Below are 17,006 nucleotides of genomic sequence, written 5' to 3'. Positions count from 1 at the left end.
TTACTTTTAAAAATTTGATATATTTAACAACTGATTTCTATTTTTAATTACCCATTATTTTAACTTTTATAGCATTTACAAATAGAAAATTTTTCATGCAATTAATGGAGGGGTTTAAATGAAACTACTATGGAGGGTAATCGTAGCAATATTTGTTCTTATTGTTGCAAAACTGGCTTTGGACTCTTATCAAATAATTAAGGTTGCTGCCGGTGGCGATCATATTAGAATTGATCCAGCATTGTATTTTAATTTATCCTATTTGATTTTTGGTTTTATAGGAATGATGTTTTTTTCGGATATCTATAAAAAACATATGAAAAAACGAAACAACCAGTTAAAATTTTAGTGGAATAAAAGCCAAATTATGGTTATTACCTACATAAAAAACCAGGACAATCGTCCTGGTTTTTTATTATTAAAATATAATGAAAGTTAATCTACTTCTTTTCCTTTAGACGCTTCTAAAATTTCAAACCACTGCTGTTTAGAAAGTTCGATATTCAATGATGAAACCGCCGACTTCACTCTTTCTATCTTTCCTGAGCCAACTATCGGAATAATTTTAGCAGGGTGCGTTAATAACCAAGCATATAGAACCTGGTCCATGGATGTTGCACCAGTTTCACCTTGTATTTTCTCTAACACATTTCTCACTCGACTAACATTGTCATCTGTACTAGTGAAGATACTTCCTCCGCCTAGAGGCGACCATGCCATTGGAGAAATTCGATCCATTTGACACTGTTCGATAGTACCTTTTTCAAAGTGTTCCAAATGAGTAGCCGCAATTTCAATTTGATTTGTCACCAACGGTTCGTCTAAGTAGGAGTTGAGCAGCTTAAATTGTGAAGGAGCAAAGTTGGATACGCCAAAACGTTTTACCTTTCCTTCTCTTTTTAACTGAGTGAATGCCTCAGCCACTTCACTTGGATCCATCATTGGGTCTGGTCTATGTATTAATAAGACATCAATATAGTCTGTTTGGAAATTTATTAATGATCGTTCTGCAGATTGAATGATGTGCTCTTTGCCTGTATCATAATATTTGATTTTATGCTCCGGTCTATTGGAGGAAATCAACTTGATTCCACACTTTGTCACTATTTCAATCTTTTCTCTTAAGGATGGCTTTAACGTTAGTGCTTCGCCAAATTTCTCTTCCACTGTGTAATTACCGTAGATATCTGCATGATCAAAGCTCGTAACGCCTAGATCCAAACAGTCTTCTATAAAATCCACAACCTCTGCATTGCTGTAACCCCAATCATTCAAACGCCACATTCCATGAACAATTCTAGACAGGGAAACATCTTCTGCTAACTGAACTCTTTCCATATTAACACTCCTATAAATTCAATATTAAAAAATTATACCTCTTTTTAGGACAATTAGCCAAAAATACTGCTTATTTCCTATTCTTACCTAGTAAAAGATATACATCTTTTGGACTTTAAATTAAAATAGATAATAAAGTACAACTGGAATTAAGAAAGGATCTTACCATGACTAAGACGTCCCACTACCTTATAGGTCAAAAATTAATAGATTCGCAGAATGAAGTCGCTGCCAGCATGCTATTGGAAATTCAAAATGCTTATCCTAATGTACCGCATTATCGAGAGGAATCCATTGAGTTTCAGATAAAGGAAATCTTTGGAATATTAGTAGTATTTTTGGGCGAATATGTCCAAGACCCTGAAAATAAAGTCTTAGACCGTGCCAAAGAATGGGGAGAATCTGTAGGATTCATATCTGTGAAGTCTGGCGGATCACTTGAAGAAACACTTTCTAATATGACGTTATATAAAAAATGTCTATGGGCCTTTATTCAAAGGGAAGGTCTCCAAGATGGGCTTAACATGAACCAGATTACAGATATTTTTATTCTAATAGATGAAATCTTCAATATTATTGTCTATGGATTCAGTCATGCCTTCTCTATTGCTACTGAACAGAAATTGATAGAAACAAAGGCTTCCTACATTCGACTATCCATTCCAATAGTCCCTTTACAAAAAGGGTTAGGGGTACTGCCACTTGTGGGAGAAATTGATGAGGTTCGCGCTGGAATATTGATAGAAGAAACACTGGAAAAAAGCAAGAACCTTGCAATATCCAACCTTATCATTGATTTTTCAGGTGTTTATCGGTTAGACGAAACAGTTCTGCACACCATGGATCTACTGATTCGATCTCTCAAACTAATCGGCATTACACCAATCATAACAGGCCTGCGACCAGAACTCAGCCTACAATTCATCACCTCCGGCCTCAACCTAAAAGACATTCAAATCTGCGGTTCTATTGCGCAAATATTACAGGAACAATAAAAAAATCCTGCCGGGGTCAGACCCCGGCAGGATTTTCCGCCTTCACGTCGAACCCTCCATAAAATGTCTTGCCATTTGTTTGTGATTCCTTTATGATAGTACTATCGTTCTTATTCATACCATATATAGACGATTTCTGATAACTTAACAACTACATATAGTATTTCGACATTCTACGTTAAAGGTGTCTTTTTATAGACTTAATAGGGAATCCGGTGAGAATCCGGAACTGTCCCCGCAACTGTAAGTGCAGACGATTTTGAGAAACCACTGTACATGAACGCTTAACGGCTCTTGTATGGGAAGGCTCAGAATAGGAAGAAGCACGAGTCAGGAGACCTGCCTTTACCGATTTAGTTTCTTTTCTTCGGGAGTTGAGAAGATGAAACGATACATAGAACATGGTAAAAGCAGAACAGGGTTTTCTTTGATTTTTGGTGATACCCTTCACCTATTTCTTTACGAACCCCTCCCTGCATTCTTTCCTTCTATCTATGATCGTTTGATCCACTCAACCATTGAGTGGATTTTTTTATTTTGGCTCTGTATAACCCTACTCTTGATTTTTGCAGCTACCTAGCTGTTGATTGGAGCAATAGGCGAAGACTCCTCGAAAATGCTACGCATTTTCTTCGTGCGATGTTTCGCTGTCGAAGCCTTCCTTGTCCTGAGGGAGATGGCGTTTAGGGGAGACCCCGGCAGGCGCTTTTCCGAGGAGGCTCCCCAAACGCCCCTAGGAAAGCGAAGCCTAGTGCGTACATCAACAGCGGTGTTTAACAGAGCCTTTATTTTAAACGAAGTGGAGCGTGGAAGAGATGACCTTACATACCAAGACTGAACCTACAGAAAATGCACCTAACTTTCAAGATTACCAGAAACTTATAGAAACTGTTTTATCAGAGTTTCCAATGCTAGATACGAACGCTTTTTTACAAAAAGCTAAAAAGATTATGGACAAACTGCTCCTTCAATCCAATCAACATGAACTTACAAACCAACTAATTCTAGAAGCTCTCAATCATGTGGACGAACTTGAACCAGACTGGACCTATGTCGCATCACGGCTACTATCAAAAAAGCTACAGCTAGAAGTGTGTCAAAACAGGAAGATCACTAAACCCTATACCGATTTTTATTCATTGATCAAAAGCTTAACAGAACAAAAAATCTATCAAACTCAAATTCTTCAAGCATACACACCTGATGACATTAAAGAATTAGAGGCTTTCATTGAACCTGAAAAAGATTATCTATTTACCTATATCGGACTTAAAACGTTAGCCGACCGCTATTTAACACGGGATCATCATAAACGTTTACTCGAATTGCCTCAAGAACGATTCATGATTATTGCCATGACCCTTATGCAAAAAGAAGAGCACAACAGATTACATTATGTGAAAGAAACTTATTGGGCATTAAGCAATTTGTATATGACTGTTGCCACGCCGACGTTTGCCAATGCTGGAAAAACTTACGGACAGCTCTCAAGCTGCTTTATTGATACAGTTGATGACAGCTTGCAAGGGATTTACGACAGTAATACAGACATTGCTAATCTTTCAAAATCCGGTGGTGGCCTTGGTGTCTATCTTGGAAAAATACGGAGTCGGGGCAGTGATATTCGTGGCTTCAAAGGCGTTTCAAGTGGAGTGATTCCATGGATGAAACAATTGAACAATACGGCCGTAAGTGTCGATCAACTAGGTCAGCGAAAAGGGGCCATTTCAGTCTATCTAGATGTGTGGCATAAAGACATCTTTTCTTTTCTAGACAGTAAGCTCAACAATGGGGATGAACGTATGCGTACACATGACCTCTTCACTGGGGTGTGTATTCCTGACATTTTTATGGAGCAGGTAGAAAACAGAGGAGACTGGTATTTATTTGATCCACATGAAGTCAGGCAATTAATGGGTTATTCACTAGAGGACTATTTTGATGAGAATACAGGTAGCGGCAGCTTCCGAGAAAAATATAAGGAATGTGTCAATCACCCTGCGCTCCCAAAAGAAAAAGTGCCGGCCATTGAAATTATGAAAGCAATCATGAAGGGGCAACTGGAAACTGGCAGTCCATTCATGTTTTATCGTGATGAAGTGAACAGAATGAATCCAAACCATCATAAAGGAATGATCTATTGCACGAATTTATGTACGGAAATTACACAAAATCAAAGTGCCACCACAACGAAAACGCAATATGTAGAGAATGGCTCTATCATAACTGTTAAAACCCCCGGTGACTTTGTCGTATGTAATTTATCTTCCATTAACCTTGCTCGGATTGTGAAAGAAGGCCAACTGGAACGCCTTATTCCCATTCAAGTTCGGATGCTTGATAATGTTATTGATTTGAACATCATACCTGTACTACAGGCAAAGATGACCAATGAAAAATATCGTGCCGTTGGATTGGGGACATTCGGTTGGCATCATTTGCTAGCCCTAGAAGGGATTAAATGGGAATCCACCGAGGCAGTGCACTATGCAAACGAGCTTTACGAAAAAATTGCCTATTACACGATCCAAGCAAGCTCACTTCTCGCAAAAGAAAAAGGATCATATCCTGCGTTTGAAGGTTCTGATTGGCAAACCGGTGAGTACTTCCATAAACGGAATTATGGGTCAGACTCAAATCTAGATTGGAAAAAACTTCAAGAACAAGTGACCAATTACGGGGTCCGAAACGGTTATCTTATGGCGGTTGCCCCCAATGCGACCACATCCATCATTGCCGGTAGCACGGCTAGCATTGATCCTATTTTCCTTAAAGTGTATTCAGAAGAGAAAAAAGATTACAAGATTCCAGTTACGGCACCTGACCTTAATGCAGAGACAACCTGGTTTTATAAATCGGCTTATCATATTGATCAGCACTGGAGCATTGCCCAGAATGCAGCAAGGCAAAAGCATATCGACCAAGCCATTTCCTTTAATCTCTATGTAACGAACACTGTGAAGGCCAAAGCTCTACTTGAACTTCACCTTGATGCATGGAAGCAAAAATTGAAAACAACTTACTACGTGCGATCCACCTCTTCAGATTTAGAGGAATGTGAATCATGTTCAAGTTAGTCAGATATCAGTCATGAACTCAGCAAACTAAAAAGGAGAATGAAATATGAGTGCTCACCTAAACACACGCATCTTAATGGATGTGGATGCACCAAATAGATCGACCAAAATCATAAACGGAAAAAGCTCCAATGTCTTAAATTGGGACGATGTCGCATTTTCATGGGCTTATCCAAAATATAAAAAAATGCTCGCCAACTTTTGGTCGCCATTTGAAATAAATATGTCCCAAGATATCAAGCAGTTTCCTCACCTGTCTCCACAGGAACAGGAGGCATTCTTAAAAATTATCGGACTCCTTGCACTTCTTGACAGCATTCAGACAGACTATGCGGGAAAAGTGGCGGACTATTTGACCGATTCCAGTCTAAACGCCTTAATGATTATGTTAGCTCAGCAAGAGGTAATCCATAACCATTCCTACTCCTACGTCCTATCAAGCCTTGTGCCGAGAAAGAAACAAGAAGAAGTGTTTGATTACTGGCGAACAGAACCCATCCTTAGAAAAAGAAATGACTTTATTACCGATGGATACAAAGCATTCTCTGAAGCACCCTCGGTAGAAAATTTGCTAAAGTCCATTGTGTATGATGTGATCTTGGAAGGCCTCTTCTTCTACTCAGGCTTTGCATTCTTTTATCACCTGGCGAGAAATCAAAAAATGGTCTCTTCCAGTACGATGATCAATTACATTAACAGGGATGAACAAATTCACGTGGATTTGTTTGTGAAAATCTTCAAAGAGGTGCTTCAAGAATATCCAGAACACAACACAGATAGACTGGAACTATTTGTGGAGGAGACTTTTCAAGAGGCGGCACAACTGGAGATTGAGTGGGCAAGACATATTATCGGTGATCAATTTGCAGGGATTGAACTGGAAGATGTGGAAGCATATATTAAATTTTATGCCAACGTCCGTGCCCATCAACTTGGTTTCAAGCGCCCTTTTGAAGGCTACCGCACCAATCCTTTGAAATGGATTAAAGCATACGAAGACGTTGACCTAGGAAAGTCCGACTTCTTCGAACAAAAGTCCAGACAATACACGAAAGTAAACGTAGTAGACAACGGATTTGATGAATTATAAATAATAGTAGCTATTCGTGGATGGGATATCTAAGTTGATTGGAGTGGAAGGCGCGCAGACGCCCGCGGGAGGAAGGGACAGGTGAGACCCCGCAGCGTAGCGAGGAGGCTCACGGACCGCCCGCAGGCAAGCGAAGCGCCTGAAACGGAAATCAACCGTAATATATACTTTCTGACTTTCCTAAAATAGGCCGTGTACCTCTTACGCACACGGCCTATCCTGATTAAAACAACCCAAAATATTGAAGCCCTAAAATCACTACTCCCAAAACCCACACATACACCGCAAACATACGAAGAGAATGCTTTTTCAAATAGTTAATCATCCACTTCACAGCAATATACCCAAAGAAACAAGATGCTAGAATTCCGATAATCAACGAGGATAAAGAAATGTCCTCCCTGCCGACCTGAGCCACTTCCACAGTTTGTAAAAACACAGCCCCTGCTATCGCCGGTGTTGAAAGCAAGAATGAAAAATATGCCGCTGTTTCCCTATCCAACTTCCGAAACAAACCTGCTACAATCGTCAACCCTGATCTTGAAATGGCCGGAAATATCGCAGCAGCCTGGAAAGATCCAATAAATAATGCGTCCTTCCAGGTAATATCCTCCATCTTTTTTGCACCCTTTTTAATGGAACCCGCAAACCAAAGAAAAGCGCCTGTAATCAGAAACTCCCAGCCAATTGTCACGCCTGTTTTGGAAATCTCCTCAAAATAATCTTTAAAAGCAAGTCCAATAATAACTGCCGGAATGGTCCCGATAACCAACAAAAATGATAATTTATGAAAAGGATTGCGTATGATTTTATAAAATTCTTCTCGATAAAAATAAAGAACAGCTATCAACGTTCCAAAGTGAAGCATCGTATCAAGCAATAACCCTGCTTCTTGCAAACCAAATAGGTTTCTTCCTAAATATAGGTGACCTGTACTTGAAATTGGCAGGAATTCCGTTAATCCTTGAATAACCCCCAATATAAAGGCTTCAATTTTGGACATACCCTCTCCCCCTTCCTATTCCGTTCTTTTTCTATCAAATACAAAATAAGTGATGGCGCCAAGTATGATTAATATCATTAATGGAATGATTAGCGGTTGTGCAGCATGTTTAATGTCCCGCCAATTTTCCCCTAGTTGAAGGCCGATATATAAAAATAAAAAGGTCCACGGAATAACCGCCGCCACTGTATAGAGCAAAAAAATAAAAAATTTCATTTTGGCTATCCCAGCTGGAATGGAAATAGCGTGCCTAACCACCGGGATAAAACGTGCTGTGAAAATGACAATCGGTCCGTAATTTTGAAACCACTTTTCCGAAATGTCCAAATGCTTTGGCTTAATCAATATGTACTTTCCATACTTATCAAGAAATGGCCTACCGCCAATACTTCCTGCCCAGTATAAAAACAGCTGAGCCAGTGTACCCCCTACCACGCCTGCTAGCATCGCTCCCATAAATCCTATCTCCCCAATAGAAATTAAATAACCACCATATCCAAGGACGATTTCGCTAGGAATGACCTCCACCATTAAACCGAGAGCGATCCCCCAAACTCCCAATGTGGTGAAAAATTCAAAAACAGATAAAAAAAATTGTTCCATATCCTCACCTCATTTGTAAGAGAGTTGTCCCTAACAATGTATGAGAGCACGTCCACGAAAAGCACTAAAATCAGAAAAGGGTTTTTACTAATTATGTCGAATATTAAAAGAATGGAGGTGCTGATAAATGAAGAAAATCTTTATTCTATCCTTATTCCTCCTTTTTCTAACAGCCTGTGGTATGCCTACACACATTCCTGATCGTTTTTCTTATATTGAAGTGGTCGAACAAAAAGAAGAGGAATCACTATCAGAGATCGAGGGTATCGAAAGCATCCTCAGGGGTAGTGACCTAGTCATCGGGTTAGATGAGGCAGCGGAGAAGTATCCAGATTACAACATAGAGAATACTCCCGCTTATATAGTGTTTGAATATACAGGGTATCTTACCGACGACATGATTTTATTCACCTACGACAAGGAAGAGGCTGTCACGTTATTGAAAGAAAAAATTCAAGACGAAAAAGAAAAAGTGGAATAAACAAAAAGTCGAACAAAGGCATCTGCTTCCGTTCGACTTCGATTTATATACAACTTCCTGTAACCGCTTACCACTGCATAAACTTACCTTCTTTTTCATATAGTTAAAAAATTGTAATTGGGAGGATTTTTATGGGAGAACTATGTCTACAATCTTCATGTGTCGGTTATGATTTAATCTTAATTACCTTGGGCTGCCTTCTGATTTTATACATCGGATATCGGTTTCTAGGACACGAAGACTAAAGTATCTCATGATTTCACTTCTTTTGCTTCATACTACAAGAGAGGTGATATTGATGAAGAAGATATTTTTGCTTCTATTGCTCTTCTGTGGTGCTTTTCCCATGACCTTTACTGCTCAGCCGCTTCCAATAGAAGTCTTTGATGTTACTCAAGGAAAAGTTATTAAATCCGTCCCTCTGAATGAGAAAAACAAGGAAGAAACACTAAAGCTTGTAAAAAGTGCAGATTCCCTGTATCCAAACCTTAACCCTACCCCTAAAACTGGGTTTATGATTAAAGTTATTTTTGATCCTGCTGAAGAAATTGAAACGAAAGTATTTAAACAGCCTGTCAATCAAGTTATTTTTATTTTTCCGGATGCAGTAAAGCCCTATATGCTAATCTTCAACGAGAAAGATCAACCTATGTTTTACTACTTTAGTGAAGATTCCGAACCGTTTTTAGAAATGCTGGGAATAGATTAACTAAAAAATGGGATAATGGGTACACTATCTTCAACTTTAACCTTTCAAGGAGGAGTTGAATTGAGAAATGTACTTATTATTCTTTTCATTGCGCTTTGTACCATACTTCCGGCTGGGTGCGGGACAGAAAGCGAAGGAAGCCAAACAAAGGCAAAAGATCCAGCTCCAATATTACCAACTTCAGGGGATTATTCTTTCCGACGCTATATAGAGGAAAAAGGGCATACAGATTATAGAGTAGTATACAGTCGAGTTCCAAATAGTGAAATAGTTGAAGTTAGAACTGTCATTGACCTGGAGTCTGCCGAATCTTCATCTGATATTAAGGAAACAAGCAACTTTTATGAAGAAACAAAAGATGGAATATATGGATATATCGTATTGTCTGAAGAATTCCCCTCTGAGTGGGATGCTACAGATATTAAGAAATTCCCAAAAACAAAAATTATAGCCTATCCCTTGGAAGCAAGCAATTCGTGGACTGAGGAAATGAAAGATTTTGATCTTAAGATAACGTATCACATTCGGGAAGTCGATGCGGAAATAAAAACCCCTGCCAAGACTTTTAAAGATTGTATAGTTATTGATTTCGAAGAGAAAGACAAGGATGGAAACACTTTACGCAAGGGCAATTCAGCTTTTGCACCAAATGTAGGGTGGATCCGACATGAAGTGGAAGCGGAAGTATTAAAAGATGTTCATAAGTTAATAAAAATTAATGAAAGATAATAATTTTATCTTTCATTTTTAGATTCCTATTCCATTTTTGAAGAACCTTTTCCTTTTATTTATCGTCCATTTTATTGAATACTTCGTTTTGCGAATTTTTTACATAACTGTAATGATGAAATTACCAATTTTATTGTATAATTACAAACATACCTTTCCCTAATCATGGGTATAAAGGTACCGAATACTTTTTACTATGTTATACTTCTATAGTTAAGGAGGAGATGTAGCTTTGGGTCTGAGTAAAATAGTCTTTGTAATTAGTATTATGGCAAGCTTTCTTATGCTAGTGGCATCCGTTATTGCATTCGTCATTCAAGACATAGGTTATTTTTGGATGATGTTCGTTCTTATGGTTGTCAGTATTCTTCAAAACATCTCCGTGTACAAACATATTTCCACAAGCGATGAACCCATTAAAAGTTAGGCCGCTTCCTGCGAGAGAAACATTAAGCGGTCTTGTCTAAAATAATACTCAATGTTCTCCCCTTTATATGTAAATCCCCTCTAATTCACCAATCACCAACACAATTCCTACATAAGAATAAATGATAAATAAAAGCCAGCGATTCAGCCAGCTTTTAATTCTGTTCGTATATACTTTCCTTCTTTATTATAAAAATGAAATTTCTTTATGACCTTTGCATCCGCTTCTAGAAGCTCTGGTGTAGATATATGCAGGAGAAATTGGTTGGCGACGACATCGCTTGAAATTTGGTAAACTACTTCCTCTTTCCTTTGTACTTCAAGCACCACTTTTTGTACATCTTCATGTTGTGGTACCAACCCATGAATATATGTATGCTCAATCTTGTCTACGTTCACTTTTTTTTCTTCAAAGCAGAAGTCTTTTTCTTCTTTCATCGTATAGAAGTTGGGTTTCTCCAAACCAGTTACTTCAAAGCCATGATCATTATAATCATAAACACCTAGAACCGTTTTTAATACAGAATCCTCTTCAGAATAAATCAGAAAGGATTGATGCTCTTCGTCCACAAACATCAACTCCATCCCCTCCATATTATCAGCGGCACCTGAAATAGCTTCTTTCAGTGTTCGGTAAATGTAGTTAGGTTCAGTATCAATTTTTATGATATCTTCCATTTTCTTAATCTGGGAAAAATATTTTTGTGGGGGTACAGCTAACTTTACTCTTTCCCCACTGCTAACGATATCCGTTACGATGGTCTGTATGGCAGTTTGTTTATTTTCTCCAATGAACAGGATACATGTTCCTTTCTTCGTATCTATAATTTCCGAATAAAAGGAACGATCGAGCATTATTTTTTCAGGTTTCAATTTCCCATAAAAACCTTTTTGAAAAATGACTGCTCCTAATTTATTTTCATTATGTTCAAATGTAGCAACCACTTTTTTTGTATGTTTAATCGGATACGTTTCCAATAGCAAGGGTGTTTTATCCGGCTCCCCCAAATGTACTTGGATAAAATCAGTGATGCCTCTTTCAGAATTTAATATGGTAAAACGGGTATATTCATAGATCGAATAAGCAATGATCACTACCATACTTGCCAATGAAATGAGCAAGAGAATTCTCTTCAAAATCTTTACCTCCTGTTCCATTACTGCAAACAAAATATAGTTCCAAAGCCCTAATTCCATTTTAAGGTAAACGGTGATGAAAGACTATTGGGAAAGTAAATTTGGTTTTTGTTCAATCATTCCTAATTTCAGTTGACCACTTTCATAATCATCTATAATGGAATATTTTTCTTTTTTGGGGAGAAATTAAAATAAACATATATAAAGGAGGAAAAAAGATGCAAAGACTATTTAGTTTATCTATCTTATCCTTGTTGCTATTTTCAGCATCCACAATTTTTGTTCCAAATGTAATCGCTTCTCCTGAGGAAACGCACGGACATCATAATGAATACAGAAATGATCACTATCGACATTGGAAAAAATATAATGAATACTTAGAACAAAACAAGGATAAAGTGATTCCTTACCTTTCTGACTATTTAAACAAAGAACAGCCGGAAATTGAAAAGCTTCTTCAAAACGGAGCGGAATTGCACACATTGGTAAAAGCATCCATCCTTTCCAAACTAGGTAAAGTGGATCTAAAAGAAATTTTGACAAAGAAAGAAAATGGCCAATCCTTCAAGGACATTGCGAAAGAGTTAAATGTAAAGAAAGAAGATATCTACACGGAAATGAAAAAGATGAAAGAGACAATTAAAAAATCATAGCTAGTTCACTAAAATAACCGGGTATATAAACCTGGTTATTTTACTATTGCCGAATTTACATTTACTTTTTTTTATTTTCATTCGTGTTTTTCTACAAAAAACCTTTTCAAAGCGAACTTTTTCCTTTATAATCACTTCATAAACCAAACAATATAATAAATAACTCGTATAATAGTGGGAATATGGCCTACAAGTTTCTACCAAGCTACCGTAAATGGCTTGACTATGAGTGATACTTTAATTTTCCAATACTTAGGTTTAACCTGAGTCAATTATTTGCATTCCTGAAAGTTAAAAGTGGTCACTTGTAGATCTTGTGACGCTTACAACTTTCGGGATTTTTTATTTTCAAGGAGGAACTTACATGAAACTTCTACAACAAACCATTCTTGAAAAAGGGACGGTTTTACCTAACGGCGTGTTAAAAGTTAATACTTTCTTAAATCATCAAATCGACACTGATTTAATGATTGAGATAGGAAAGGAATTTGCAGAACGATTTTCTGATTCAAACATTAATAAAGTGATAACCATTGAGTCTTCAGGAATTGCACCAAGTTTTTTCGCTGCTCATACACTTGGAGTTCCCCTAATTTTTGCAAGAAAAAAGAAATCACTGACCTTGAAAGATAATGTTTATACTAGCGAAGTTTTCTCTTTTACCAAACAAGAAACAAGTGAAATCACAGTGGCAAAGGAATTCTTAGCTGAAAACGATAGAGTACTAATTATTGATGACTTCCTGGCAAATGGGCAGGCAGCACAAGGATTGATTGATGTTGTAAAACAAGCAGGTGCGTCTGTAGCAGGTATCGGTATTGTCATTGAAAAAACTTTCCAACCAGGACGACAGATTCTAGAGGACAAAGGATATCGTGTAGAATCACTAGCTAGAATCAAATCGCTACAAGACGAACAAATAACATTTGTAGAAGAACCTATTAGCGTCACCAACTAACCTTATGGAGGTCATCCTATGAAAACTACTACAATACATTATCCATGGTATAAAAAAGAAGATACAGATGCATTCTTCGCCCTTTTTCAAAACAACTTGGCAAATTTCGTCATCATTGCCGTAACCATGCTTGGTATGGGTTTTCCTACAAGCATCGTATTTGGTAAAGTTATCCCTGGTGCGGCAGTTGCTGTTATGGTCGGGAATCTATACTATGCATTCATGGCTAAGCGCCTTGCACAAAAAGAGGGAAGGACAGATGTGACCGCCCTCTCTTATGGGATAAGTACCCCGGTTATGTTCGTTTTTCTATTTGGAGTATTAGCTCCTGCTAATGCCCTAACAGGTAACCCCGAACTTGCGTGGAAAATTGCTGTAGCTGCTGCGTTTTTAAGCGGGTTAATCGAGACTCTAGTAAGCTTTACAGGAAACTGGGTAAGAAATCATTTGCCACGTGCTGCTATGCTTGGAGCTTTAGCTGGTGTTGCCCTTACCTTTATTGCAGGGGAGATGCTTTTCAATACTTTCTCCATCCCGGTTGTAGGGTTAGTTGCTTTAGTAATTATTATTGCTGGGGTTGTAGGAAAAATGGTCATGCCTTTCAGAATCCCTGCTTCCCTGTTTGCTGTTATTATAGGTACTGTTCTAGCTTTCACATTAGGCTATCAATCTCCATCTCAAATAGCAGATGGATTAAATAACATTGGATTTTATCCAATATTGCCATCTTTTGCGGCTTTTGAGGGGATGACCTATCTGTTTGGGGCACTTATTGGTCTATTAGCAATCATCCTCCCTATTACGTTATACAATGCCATTGAAACGATGAATAACGTGGATGCTATGGCAGCAGAGGGAGATTCTTATGATGTTCGTGAATGTCAAGCTGTGGATGGAGTTGGAACAATGCTTGGGGCTATTTTTGGCGGACTCTTCCCTACTACTGTTTACATTGCAACAGTAGGTTCTAAATGGATGGGTGCAGGTAGAGGATATAGCATACTGAATGCAATTGTCTTCGGCCTTGCTGCCATGACAGGAGTTATTGCCGCCCTTGCAGCGATTATACCGCTTGCTGCAGTAGCACCAATACTAGTATTTGTCGGAATTTCCATGGTGGCAACAGCTTTTGGATCCAATGACAAAAAATATTTTCCAGCAGTTGCAATAGCCATGCTTCCTTATTTCGCTAATTATGTAATGACACGTTTTAATAACAGTGCAGGTGAAGTTGTTTCCGGTATTTCAGAAGGTATTGTTCCTCTTGGCCAAGGAGCCATGTTTACTGCGATTGTGCTCGGTGCTATTACCGTCTATATTATTGATCAAAATTACCGTCGCGCCTCCTATTTCGCTTTGATTGGTGCCTTCTTATCTTTCGTCGGGTTCATGCATGCACCAAAGCTTGCTTTGAACGCAGCACCGGATTTTGCTATAGGTTATGTGTTAATTGCAGTATTTCTTGTTTATTGTTCGTACCAACGTTCTTCAAGCATGGTAACAAATGCTCAGAACAAAATTTCCGTTAATCAGAAAGTAGCGTCATAAGTGAAAGTGTAACAAGAACCGGGAACTATTCCCGGTTCTTGTTCATTTTAGTACTTCGTGTATCATTTTTATTTAAATAGAAAAACTATCTTTATCCTTTACTTTGAGAGTAGGCTTATTTATGTCTATCAAGCAACAGTACATAGAAATCTTTAATAAAAATCAATCTTCAGTCCAAGCCCATGTGAATTTCTGGCTTGAACATGTAGTGTTCTCTTGGCGATGGTGGACGATGGTTGCTATCTTTATTATTTTATGGACATTATTCTGGAAACTAAAAAAATCTAAGCATCTCCCCAGAATCACCATATATGGACTGTTTTGGATTATTGTAGCCTCTAACCTGGATGGCTTGGGTTATGAGCTTGGGTTATGGGGATACACATACAATCTAAGTCCCTTTTTACCTAAGTCGTATATATTTGATTATTGTCTCATCCCCATTACGTATATGCTCCTTTATCAATACTTTCAAAATGGGAAGGGATTTTTATATGCAAACATCGCTTTGGCAGTTGGAGCATCTTTCATAGCAGAACCAGTCGCTGAAAAACTGGGACTATACATCCCTTTTCACTGGAGTTTTTATATTTCCGTTCCGTTATATATCTTGATTGCTTACATTTTAAAAGTAATTACCGAAGAAATTTGTCGATCCATTTTAAATATAGACTAAATAAAAACTAGGATAACCATTAGGCTATCCTAGTTTTTAAACGGTTTCTTTTACTTCTTCTTTTTCGCTTAACTCTTCCTTCTCTGCATCTGTTTCGACTGCTTTCTTCTTTTTGAGGAAATCTTCTAAAGCAAGTTTACTTTGTCTAGCTGTAAGAATATACATGAAATCCTTATCTCTAATAACCGTATCACCTGATGGGGTCACAAGGTTTCCCGCTCTAATGATGGCATTGATAAGCGTTTTATCTGGAAATTCCAGTTCAGCAAGTGTCTTTCCGACCAAATCGAGATCCTTTTCCACTTGGAACTCAATAATCTCCGCATTTGCTTTACCGATGGAAACCAACTCTAAAGAATGAATAGGTGCAATTTTCTTAGGTCCTGTTAAATCTAGTTTTTTTGCAAGCATCGTAATGGTTGATCCTTGAACTAGAGTAGAGGTTAAGACGACGAAGAATACGACATTAAAAAATAGTTGAGCATTTGGAATGCCAGCAATCATCGGAAAGGTAGCGAGAACGATTGGTACGGCACCACGCAGACCCGCCCATGATAGAAACACTTTTTCTTTGATACTGAAATTCATTCCTATTGTTGAAAGGAATACCGCTATAGGTCTGGCTACTACTATTAAAATTACCGATAATAACAAGCCTTTAAGCATAATGTCCCACTGGAACAATTGCCCAGGGAAGACCAATAGTCCCAATATGATAAACATTAGAATTTGCATCATCCATGCAAACCCTTCATTGAAGCGGAAAATCGACTGTCGATAGGTTAGTTCATTGTTCCCTATGATCAATGCTGCCACATACACCGCTAATAGTCCACTCGCTCCTATCAGCGCTGCGATACTATAAGTTAAAAGCGCGAATGCCATGGCAAAGACAGGATATAATCCAGAAGAATCGAGATTTATCTTATTAATGGAATAAGAAGCGAGCTTGCCAAGTCCTAACCCCAATAATAAACCAATTCCCATCTGCCAAAAGAAGCTTCCGATAAAACCTATGTAGCTAGGATTTGAGGCAGTAAGCAATTCAATAAAGGATAATGTCAAAAACACTGCCATCGGATCATTCGTACCGGACTCAGCTTCAAGAGTTGCTCCCATACGTGCTTTAATGTTTTGCCCTTTTAGAACTGCAAATACCGCAGCTGCATCTGTAGATCCAACGATAGCTCCAAATAGGAATGCTTCTAACCAAGACACATCGAGGATAAGCTTAGCAGATGCTGCCACAAGTGCAGAAGTCAAAATCACTCCAAAAGTGGCTAATGATAAGGATGGCTTAATCACTTTCCGTACCGTCCCCCATTTTGTTTGCAAACCACCTTCAAATAGGATAATGACGAGCGCAAAGATACCAATTAATTGCGCATATTTTACATTATCAAAATAGATAAAACCAAGTCCATCACTCCCTGCCATCATCCCAACAATGATGAACAATACAAGGGCTGGAACACCCAGTTTTGAAGAGAATTTGGTTGTTATAACTCCGACAATTAGAAGAAATGCTGTAAGCAAAATAAAATAATCTACATTAAATGCACCTTGTCCCATCTAATTCCCCC

General features: G+C 38.2%; 17 protein-coding genes and 2 riboswitches. Of the genes, 12 read left to right on the top strand and 5 right to left on the bottom strand.

The window, feature by feature from the left end; genetic code table 11:
• Positions 1 to 118 precede the first annotated feature (118 nt).
• Positions 119 to 349 (top strand): hypothetical protein, encoded by a 231-nt coding sequence (locus tag FZC76_RS18670; RefSeq protein ID WP_148989687.1) that lies wholly within the window; start codon positions 119 to 121, stop codon positions 347 to 349.
• Between the two features lie 86 nt (positions 350 to 435).
• On the opposite strand, the gene FZC76_RS18665 is transcribed toward FZC76_RS18670, so the two are convergent.
• Complete coding sequence (locus tag FZC76_RS18665) at positions 436 to 1,338, bottom strand: aldo/keto reductase (RefSeq protein ID WP_148989686.1); 903 nt, start codon at positions 1,336 to 1,338, stop codon at positions 436 to 438.
• Positions 1,339 to 1,505: 167 nt separating this feature from the next.
• Here FZC76_RS18665 and FZC76_RS18660 point away from each other — a divergent pair, with 167 nt between their 5' ends.
• From FZC76_RS18660 to FZC76_RS18645, 3 genes are all read left to right on the top strand, one after another.
• A complete protein-coding gene (locus FZC76_RS18660) occupies positions 1,506 to 2,333 on the top strand; it encodes an STAS domain-containing protein (RefSeq protein WP_148989685.1) in 828 nt (275 codons plus the stop codon).
• A gap of 165 nt (positions 2,334 to 2,498) precedes the next feature.
• Positions 2,499 to 2,694: riboswitch (cobalamin riboswitch) on the top strand.
• A 454-nt stretch (positions 2,695 to 3,148) separates the two neighbouring features.
• Complete coding sequence (locus FZC76_RS18650) at positions 3,149 to 5,410, top strand: ribonucleoside-diphosphate reductase subunit alpha (RefSeq protein WP_148989683.1); 2,262 nt, start codon at positions 3,149 to 3,151, stop codon at positions 5,408 to 5,410.
• Positions 5,411 to 5,456: 46 nt separating this feature from the next.
• The gene (locus FZC76_RS18645; protein ID WP_148989682.1) at positions 5,457 to 6,500 is read left to right on the top strand and encodes a ribonucleotide-diphosphate reductase subunit beta; all 1,044 of its coding nucleotides are present in this window, start codon (positions 5,457 to 5,459) and stop codon (positions 6,498 to 6,500) included.
• A gap of 223 nt (positions 6,501 to 6,723) precedes the next feature.
• Here FZC76_RS18645 and FZC76_RS18640 read toward each other — a convergent pair whose 3' ends face one another.
• Both FZC76_RS18640 and FZC76_RS18635 read right to left on the bottom strand, forming a co-directional pair.
• Complete coding sequence (locus FZC76_RS18640) at positions 6,724 to 7,503, bottom strand: undecaprenyl-diphosphate phosphatase (RefSeq protein WP_148989681.1); 780 nt, start codon at positions 7,501 to 7,503, stop codon at positions 6,724 to 6,726.
• A 15-nt stretch (positions 7,504 to 7,518) separates the two neighbouring features.
• Complete coding sequence (locus FZC76_RS18635) at positions 7,519 to 8,106, bottom strand: DedA family protein (protein WP_148989680.1); 588 nt, start codon at positions 8,104 to 8,106, stop codon at positions 7,519 to 7,521.
• A gap of 127 nt (positions 8,107 to 8,233) precedes the next feature.
• Between FZC76_RS18635 and FZC76_RS18630 the strand changes: the two genes are divergently transcribed.
• The 4 genes from FZC76_RS18630 (at position 8,234) to FZC76_RS18615 (ending at position 10,452) form a co-directional block, all read left to right on the top strand.
• The gene (locus FZC76_RS18630; RefSeq protein WP_148989679.1) at positions 8,234 to 8,587 is read left to right on the top strand and encodes a hypothetical protein; all 354 of its coding nucleotides are present in this window, start codon (positions 8,234 to 8,236) and stop codon (positions 8,585 to 8,587) included.
• Positions 8,588 to 8,885: 298 nt separating this feature from the next.
• The gene (locus tag FZC76_RS18625; protein WP_148989678.1) at positions 8,886 to 9,296 is read left to right on the top strand and encodes a hypothetical protein; all 411 of its coding nucleotides are present in this window, start codon (positions 8,886 to 8,888) and stop codon (positions 9,294 to 9,296) included.
• A gap of 60 nt (positions 9,297 to 9,356) precedes the next feature.
• Positions 9,357 to 10,025, top strand: coding sequence for a hypothetical protein (locus tag FZC76_RS18620; protein WP_148989677.1), 669 nt, complete (start codon positions 9,357 to 9,359; stop codon positions 10,023 to 10,025).
• Between the two features lie 232 nt (positions 10,026 to 10,257).
• Positions 10,258 to 10,452: a hypothetical protein gene (locus tag FZC76_RS18615; protein ID WP_148989676.1), complete on the top strand. Its 195-nt coding sequence runs from the start codon at positions 10,258 to 10,260 to the stop codon at positions 10,450 to 10,452.
• Between the two features lie 143 nt (positions 10,453 to 10,595).
• On the opposite strand, the gene FZC76_RS18610 is transcribed toward FZC76_RS18615, so the two are convergent.
• Positions 10,596 to 11,588 (bottom strand): hypothetical protein, encoded by a 993-nt coding sequence (locus FZC76_RS18610; RefSeq protein ID WP_148989675.1) that lies wholly within the window; start codon positions 11,586 to 11,588, stop codon positions 10,596 to 10,598.
• A gap of 218 nt (positions 11,589 to 11,806) precedes the next feature.
• Here FZC76_RS18610 and FZC76_RS18605 point away from each other — a divergent pair, with 218 nt between their 5' ends.
• The 4 genes from FZC76_RS18605 to FZC76_RS18590 all read left to right on the top strand — a co-directional run bounded on the left by FZC76_RS18605 (position 11,807) and on the right by FZC76_RS18590 (position 15,423).
• A complete protein-coding gene (locus FZC76_RS18605; RefSeq protein WP_148989674.1) occupies positions 11,807 to 12,241 on the top strand; it encodes a hypothetical protein in 435 nt (144 codons plus the stop codon).
• 144 nt (positions 12,242 to 12,385) lie between these two features.
• A riboswitch (purine riboswitch) is annotated at positions 12,386 to 12,487 on the top strand.
• 118 nt (positions 12,488 to 12,605) lie between these two features.
• Positions 12,606 to 13,199, top strand: coding sequence for a xanthine phosphoribosyltransferase (locus tag FZC76_RS18600; RefSeq protein ID WP_148989673.1), 594 nt, complete (start codon positions 12,606 to 12,608; stop codon positions 13,197 to 13,199).
• 18 nt (positions 13,200 to 13,217) lie between these two features.
• Positions 13,218 to 14,747, top strand: coding sequence for an NCS2 family permease (locus FZC76_RS18595; protein ID WP_148989672.1), 1,530 nt, complete (start codon positions 13,218 to 13,220; stop codon positions 14,745 to 14,747).
• A 121-nt stretch (positions 14,748 to 14,868) separates the two neighbouring features.
• Positions 14,869 to 15,423, top strand: a complete 555-nt coding sequence (locus FZC76_RS18590; RefSeq protein WP_148989671.1) for a CBO0543 family protein — start codon at positions 14,869 to 14,871, stop codon at positions 15,421 to 15,423.
• Between the two features lie 36 nt (positions 15,424 to 15,459).
• Here the strand turns inward: FZC76_RS18590 and FZC76_RS18585 are convergent, their stop codons facing one another.
• Positions 15,460 to 16,995: a potassium/proton antiporter gene (locus tag FZC76_RS18585; RefSeq protein ID WP_148989670.1), complete on the bottom strand. Its 1,536-nt coding sequence runs from the start codon at positions 16,993 to 16,995 to the stop codon at positions 15,460 to 15,462.
• Positions 16,996 to 17,006 lie beyond the last annotated feature (11 nt).

Origin of the sequence: Sutcliffiella horikoshii (genome assembly GCF_008180725.1) — a bacterium.
Lineage (GTDB): Bacteria > Bacillota > Bacilli > Bacillales > Bacillaceae_I > Sutcliffiella_A > Sutcliffiella_A horikoshii_B.
This window is presented reverse-complemented; position numbering and strand designations above follow the sequence as displayed.

Coding starts and splice junctions, on each gene's coding strand:
- FZC76_RS18590 (WP_148989671.1), top strand. CDS start 14,869: ATGTCTATCAAGCAACAGTACATAGAAATCTTTAATAAAAATCAATCT.
- FZC76_RS18670 (WP_148989687.1), top strand. CDS start 119: ATGAAACTACTATGGAGGGTAATCGTAGCAATATTTGTTCTTATTGTT.
- FZC76_RS18600 (WP_148989673.1), top strand. CDS start 12,606: ATGAAACTTCTACAACAAACCATTCTTGAAAAAGGGACGGTTTTACCT.
- FZC76_RS18585 (WP_148989670.1), bottom strand. CDS start 16,995: ATGGGACAAGGTGCATTTAATGTAGATTATTTTATTTTGCTTACAGCA.
- FZC76_RS18640 (WP_148989681.1), bottom strand. CDS start 7,503: ATGTCCAAAATTGAAGCCTTTATATTGGGGGTTATTCAAGGATTAACG.
- FZC76_RS18665 (WP_148989686.1), bottom strand. CDS start 1,338: ATGGAAAGAGTTCAGTTAGCAGAAGATGTTTCCCTGTCTAGAATTGTT.
- FZC76_RS18605 (WP_148989674.1), top strand. CDS start 11,807: ATGCAAAGACTATTTAGTTTATCTATCTTATCCTTGTTGCTATTTTCA.
- FZC76_RS18645 (WP_148989682.1), top strand. CDS start 5,457: ATGAGTGCTCACCTAAACACACGCATCTTAATGGATGTGGATGCACCA.
- FZC76_RS18650 (WP_148989683.1), top strand. CDS start 3,149: ATGACCTTACATACCAAGACTGAACCTACAGAAAATGCACCTAACTTT.
- FZC76_RS18625 (WP_148989678.1), top strand. CDS start 8,886: ATGAAGAAGATATTTTTGCTTCTATTGCTCTTCTGTGGTGCTTTTCCC.
- FZC76_RS18660 (WP_148989685.1), top strand. CDS start 1,506: ATGACTAAGACGTCCCACTACCTTATAGGTCAAAAATTAATAGATTCG.
- FZC76_RS18630 (WP_148989679.1), top strand. CDS start 8,234: ATGAAGAAAATCTTTATTCTATCCTTATTCCTCCTTTTTCTAACAGCC.
- FZC76_RS18635 (WP_148989680.1), bottom strand. CDS start 8,106: ATGGAACAATTTTTTTTATCTGTTTTTGAATTTTTCACCACATTGGGA.
- FZC76_RS18595 (WP_148989672.1), top strand. CDS start 13,218: ATGAAAACTACTACAATACATTATCCATGGTATAAAAAAGAAGATACA.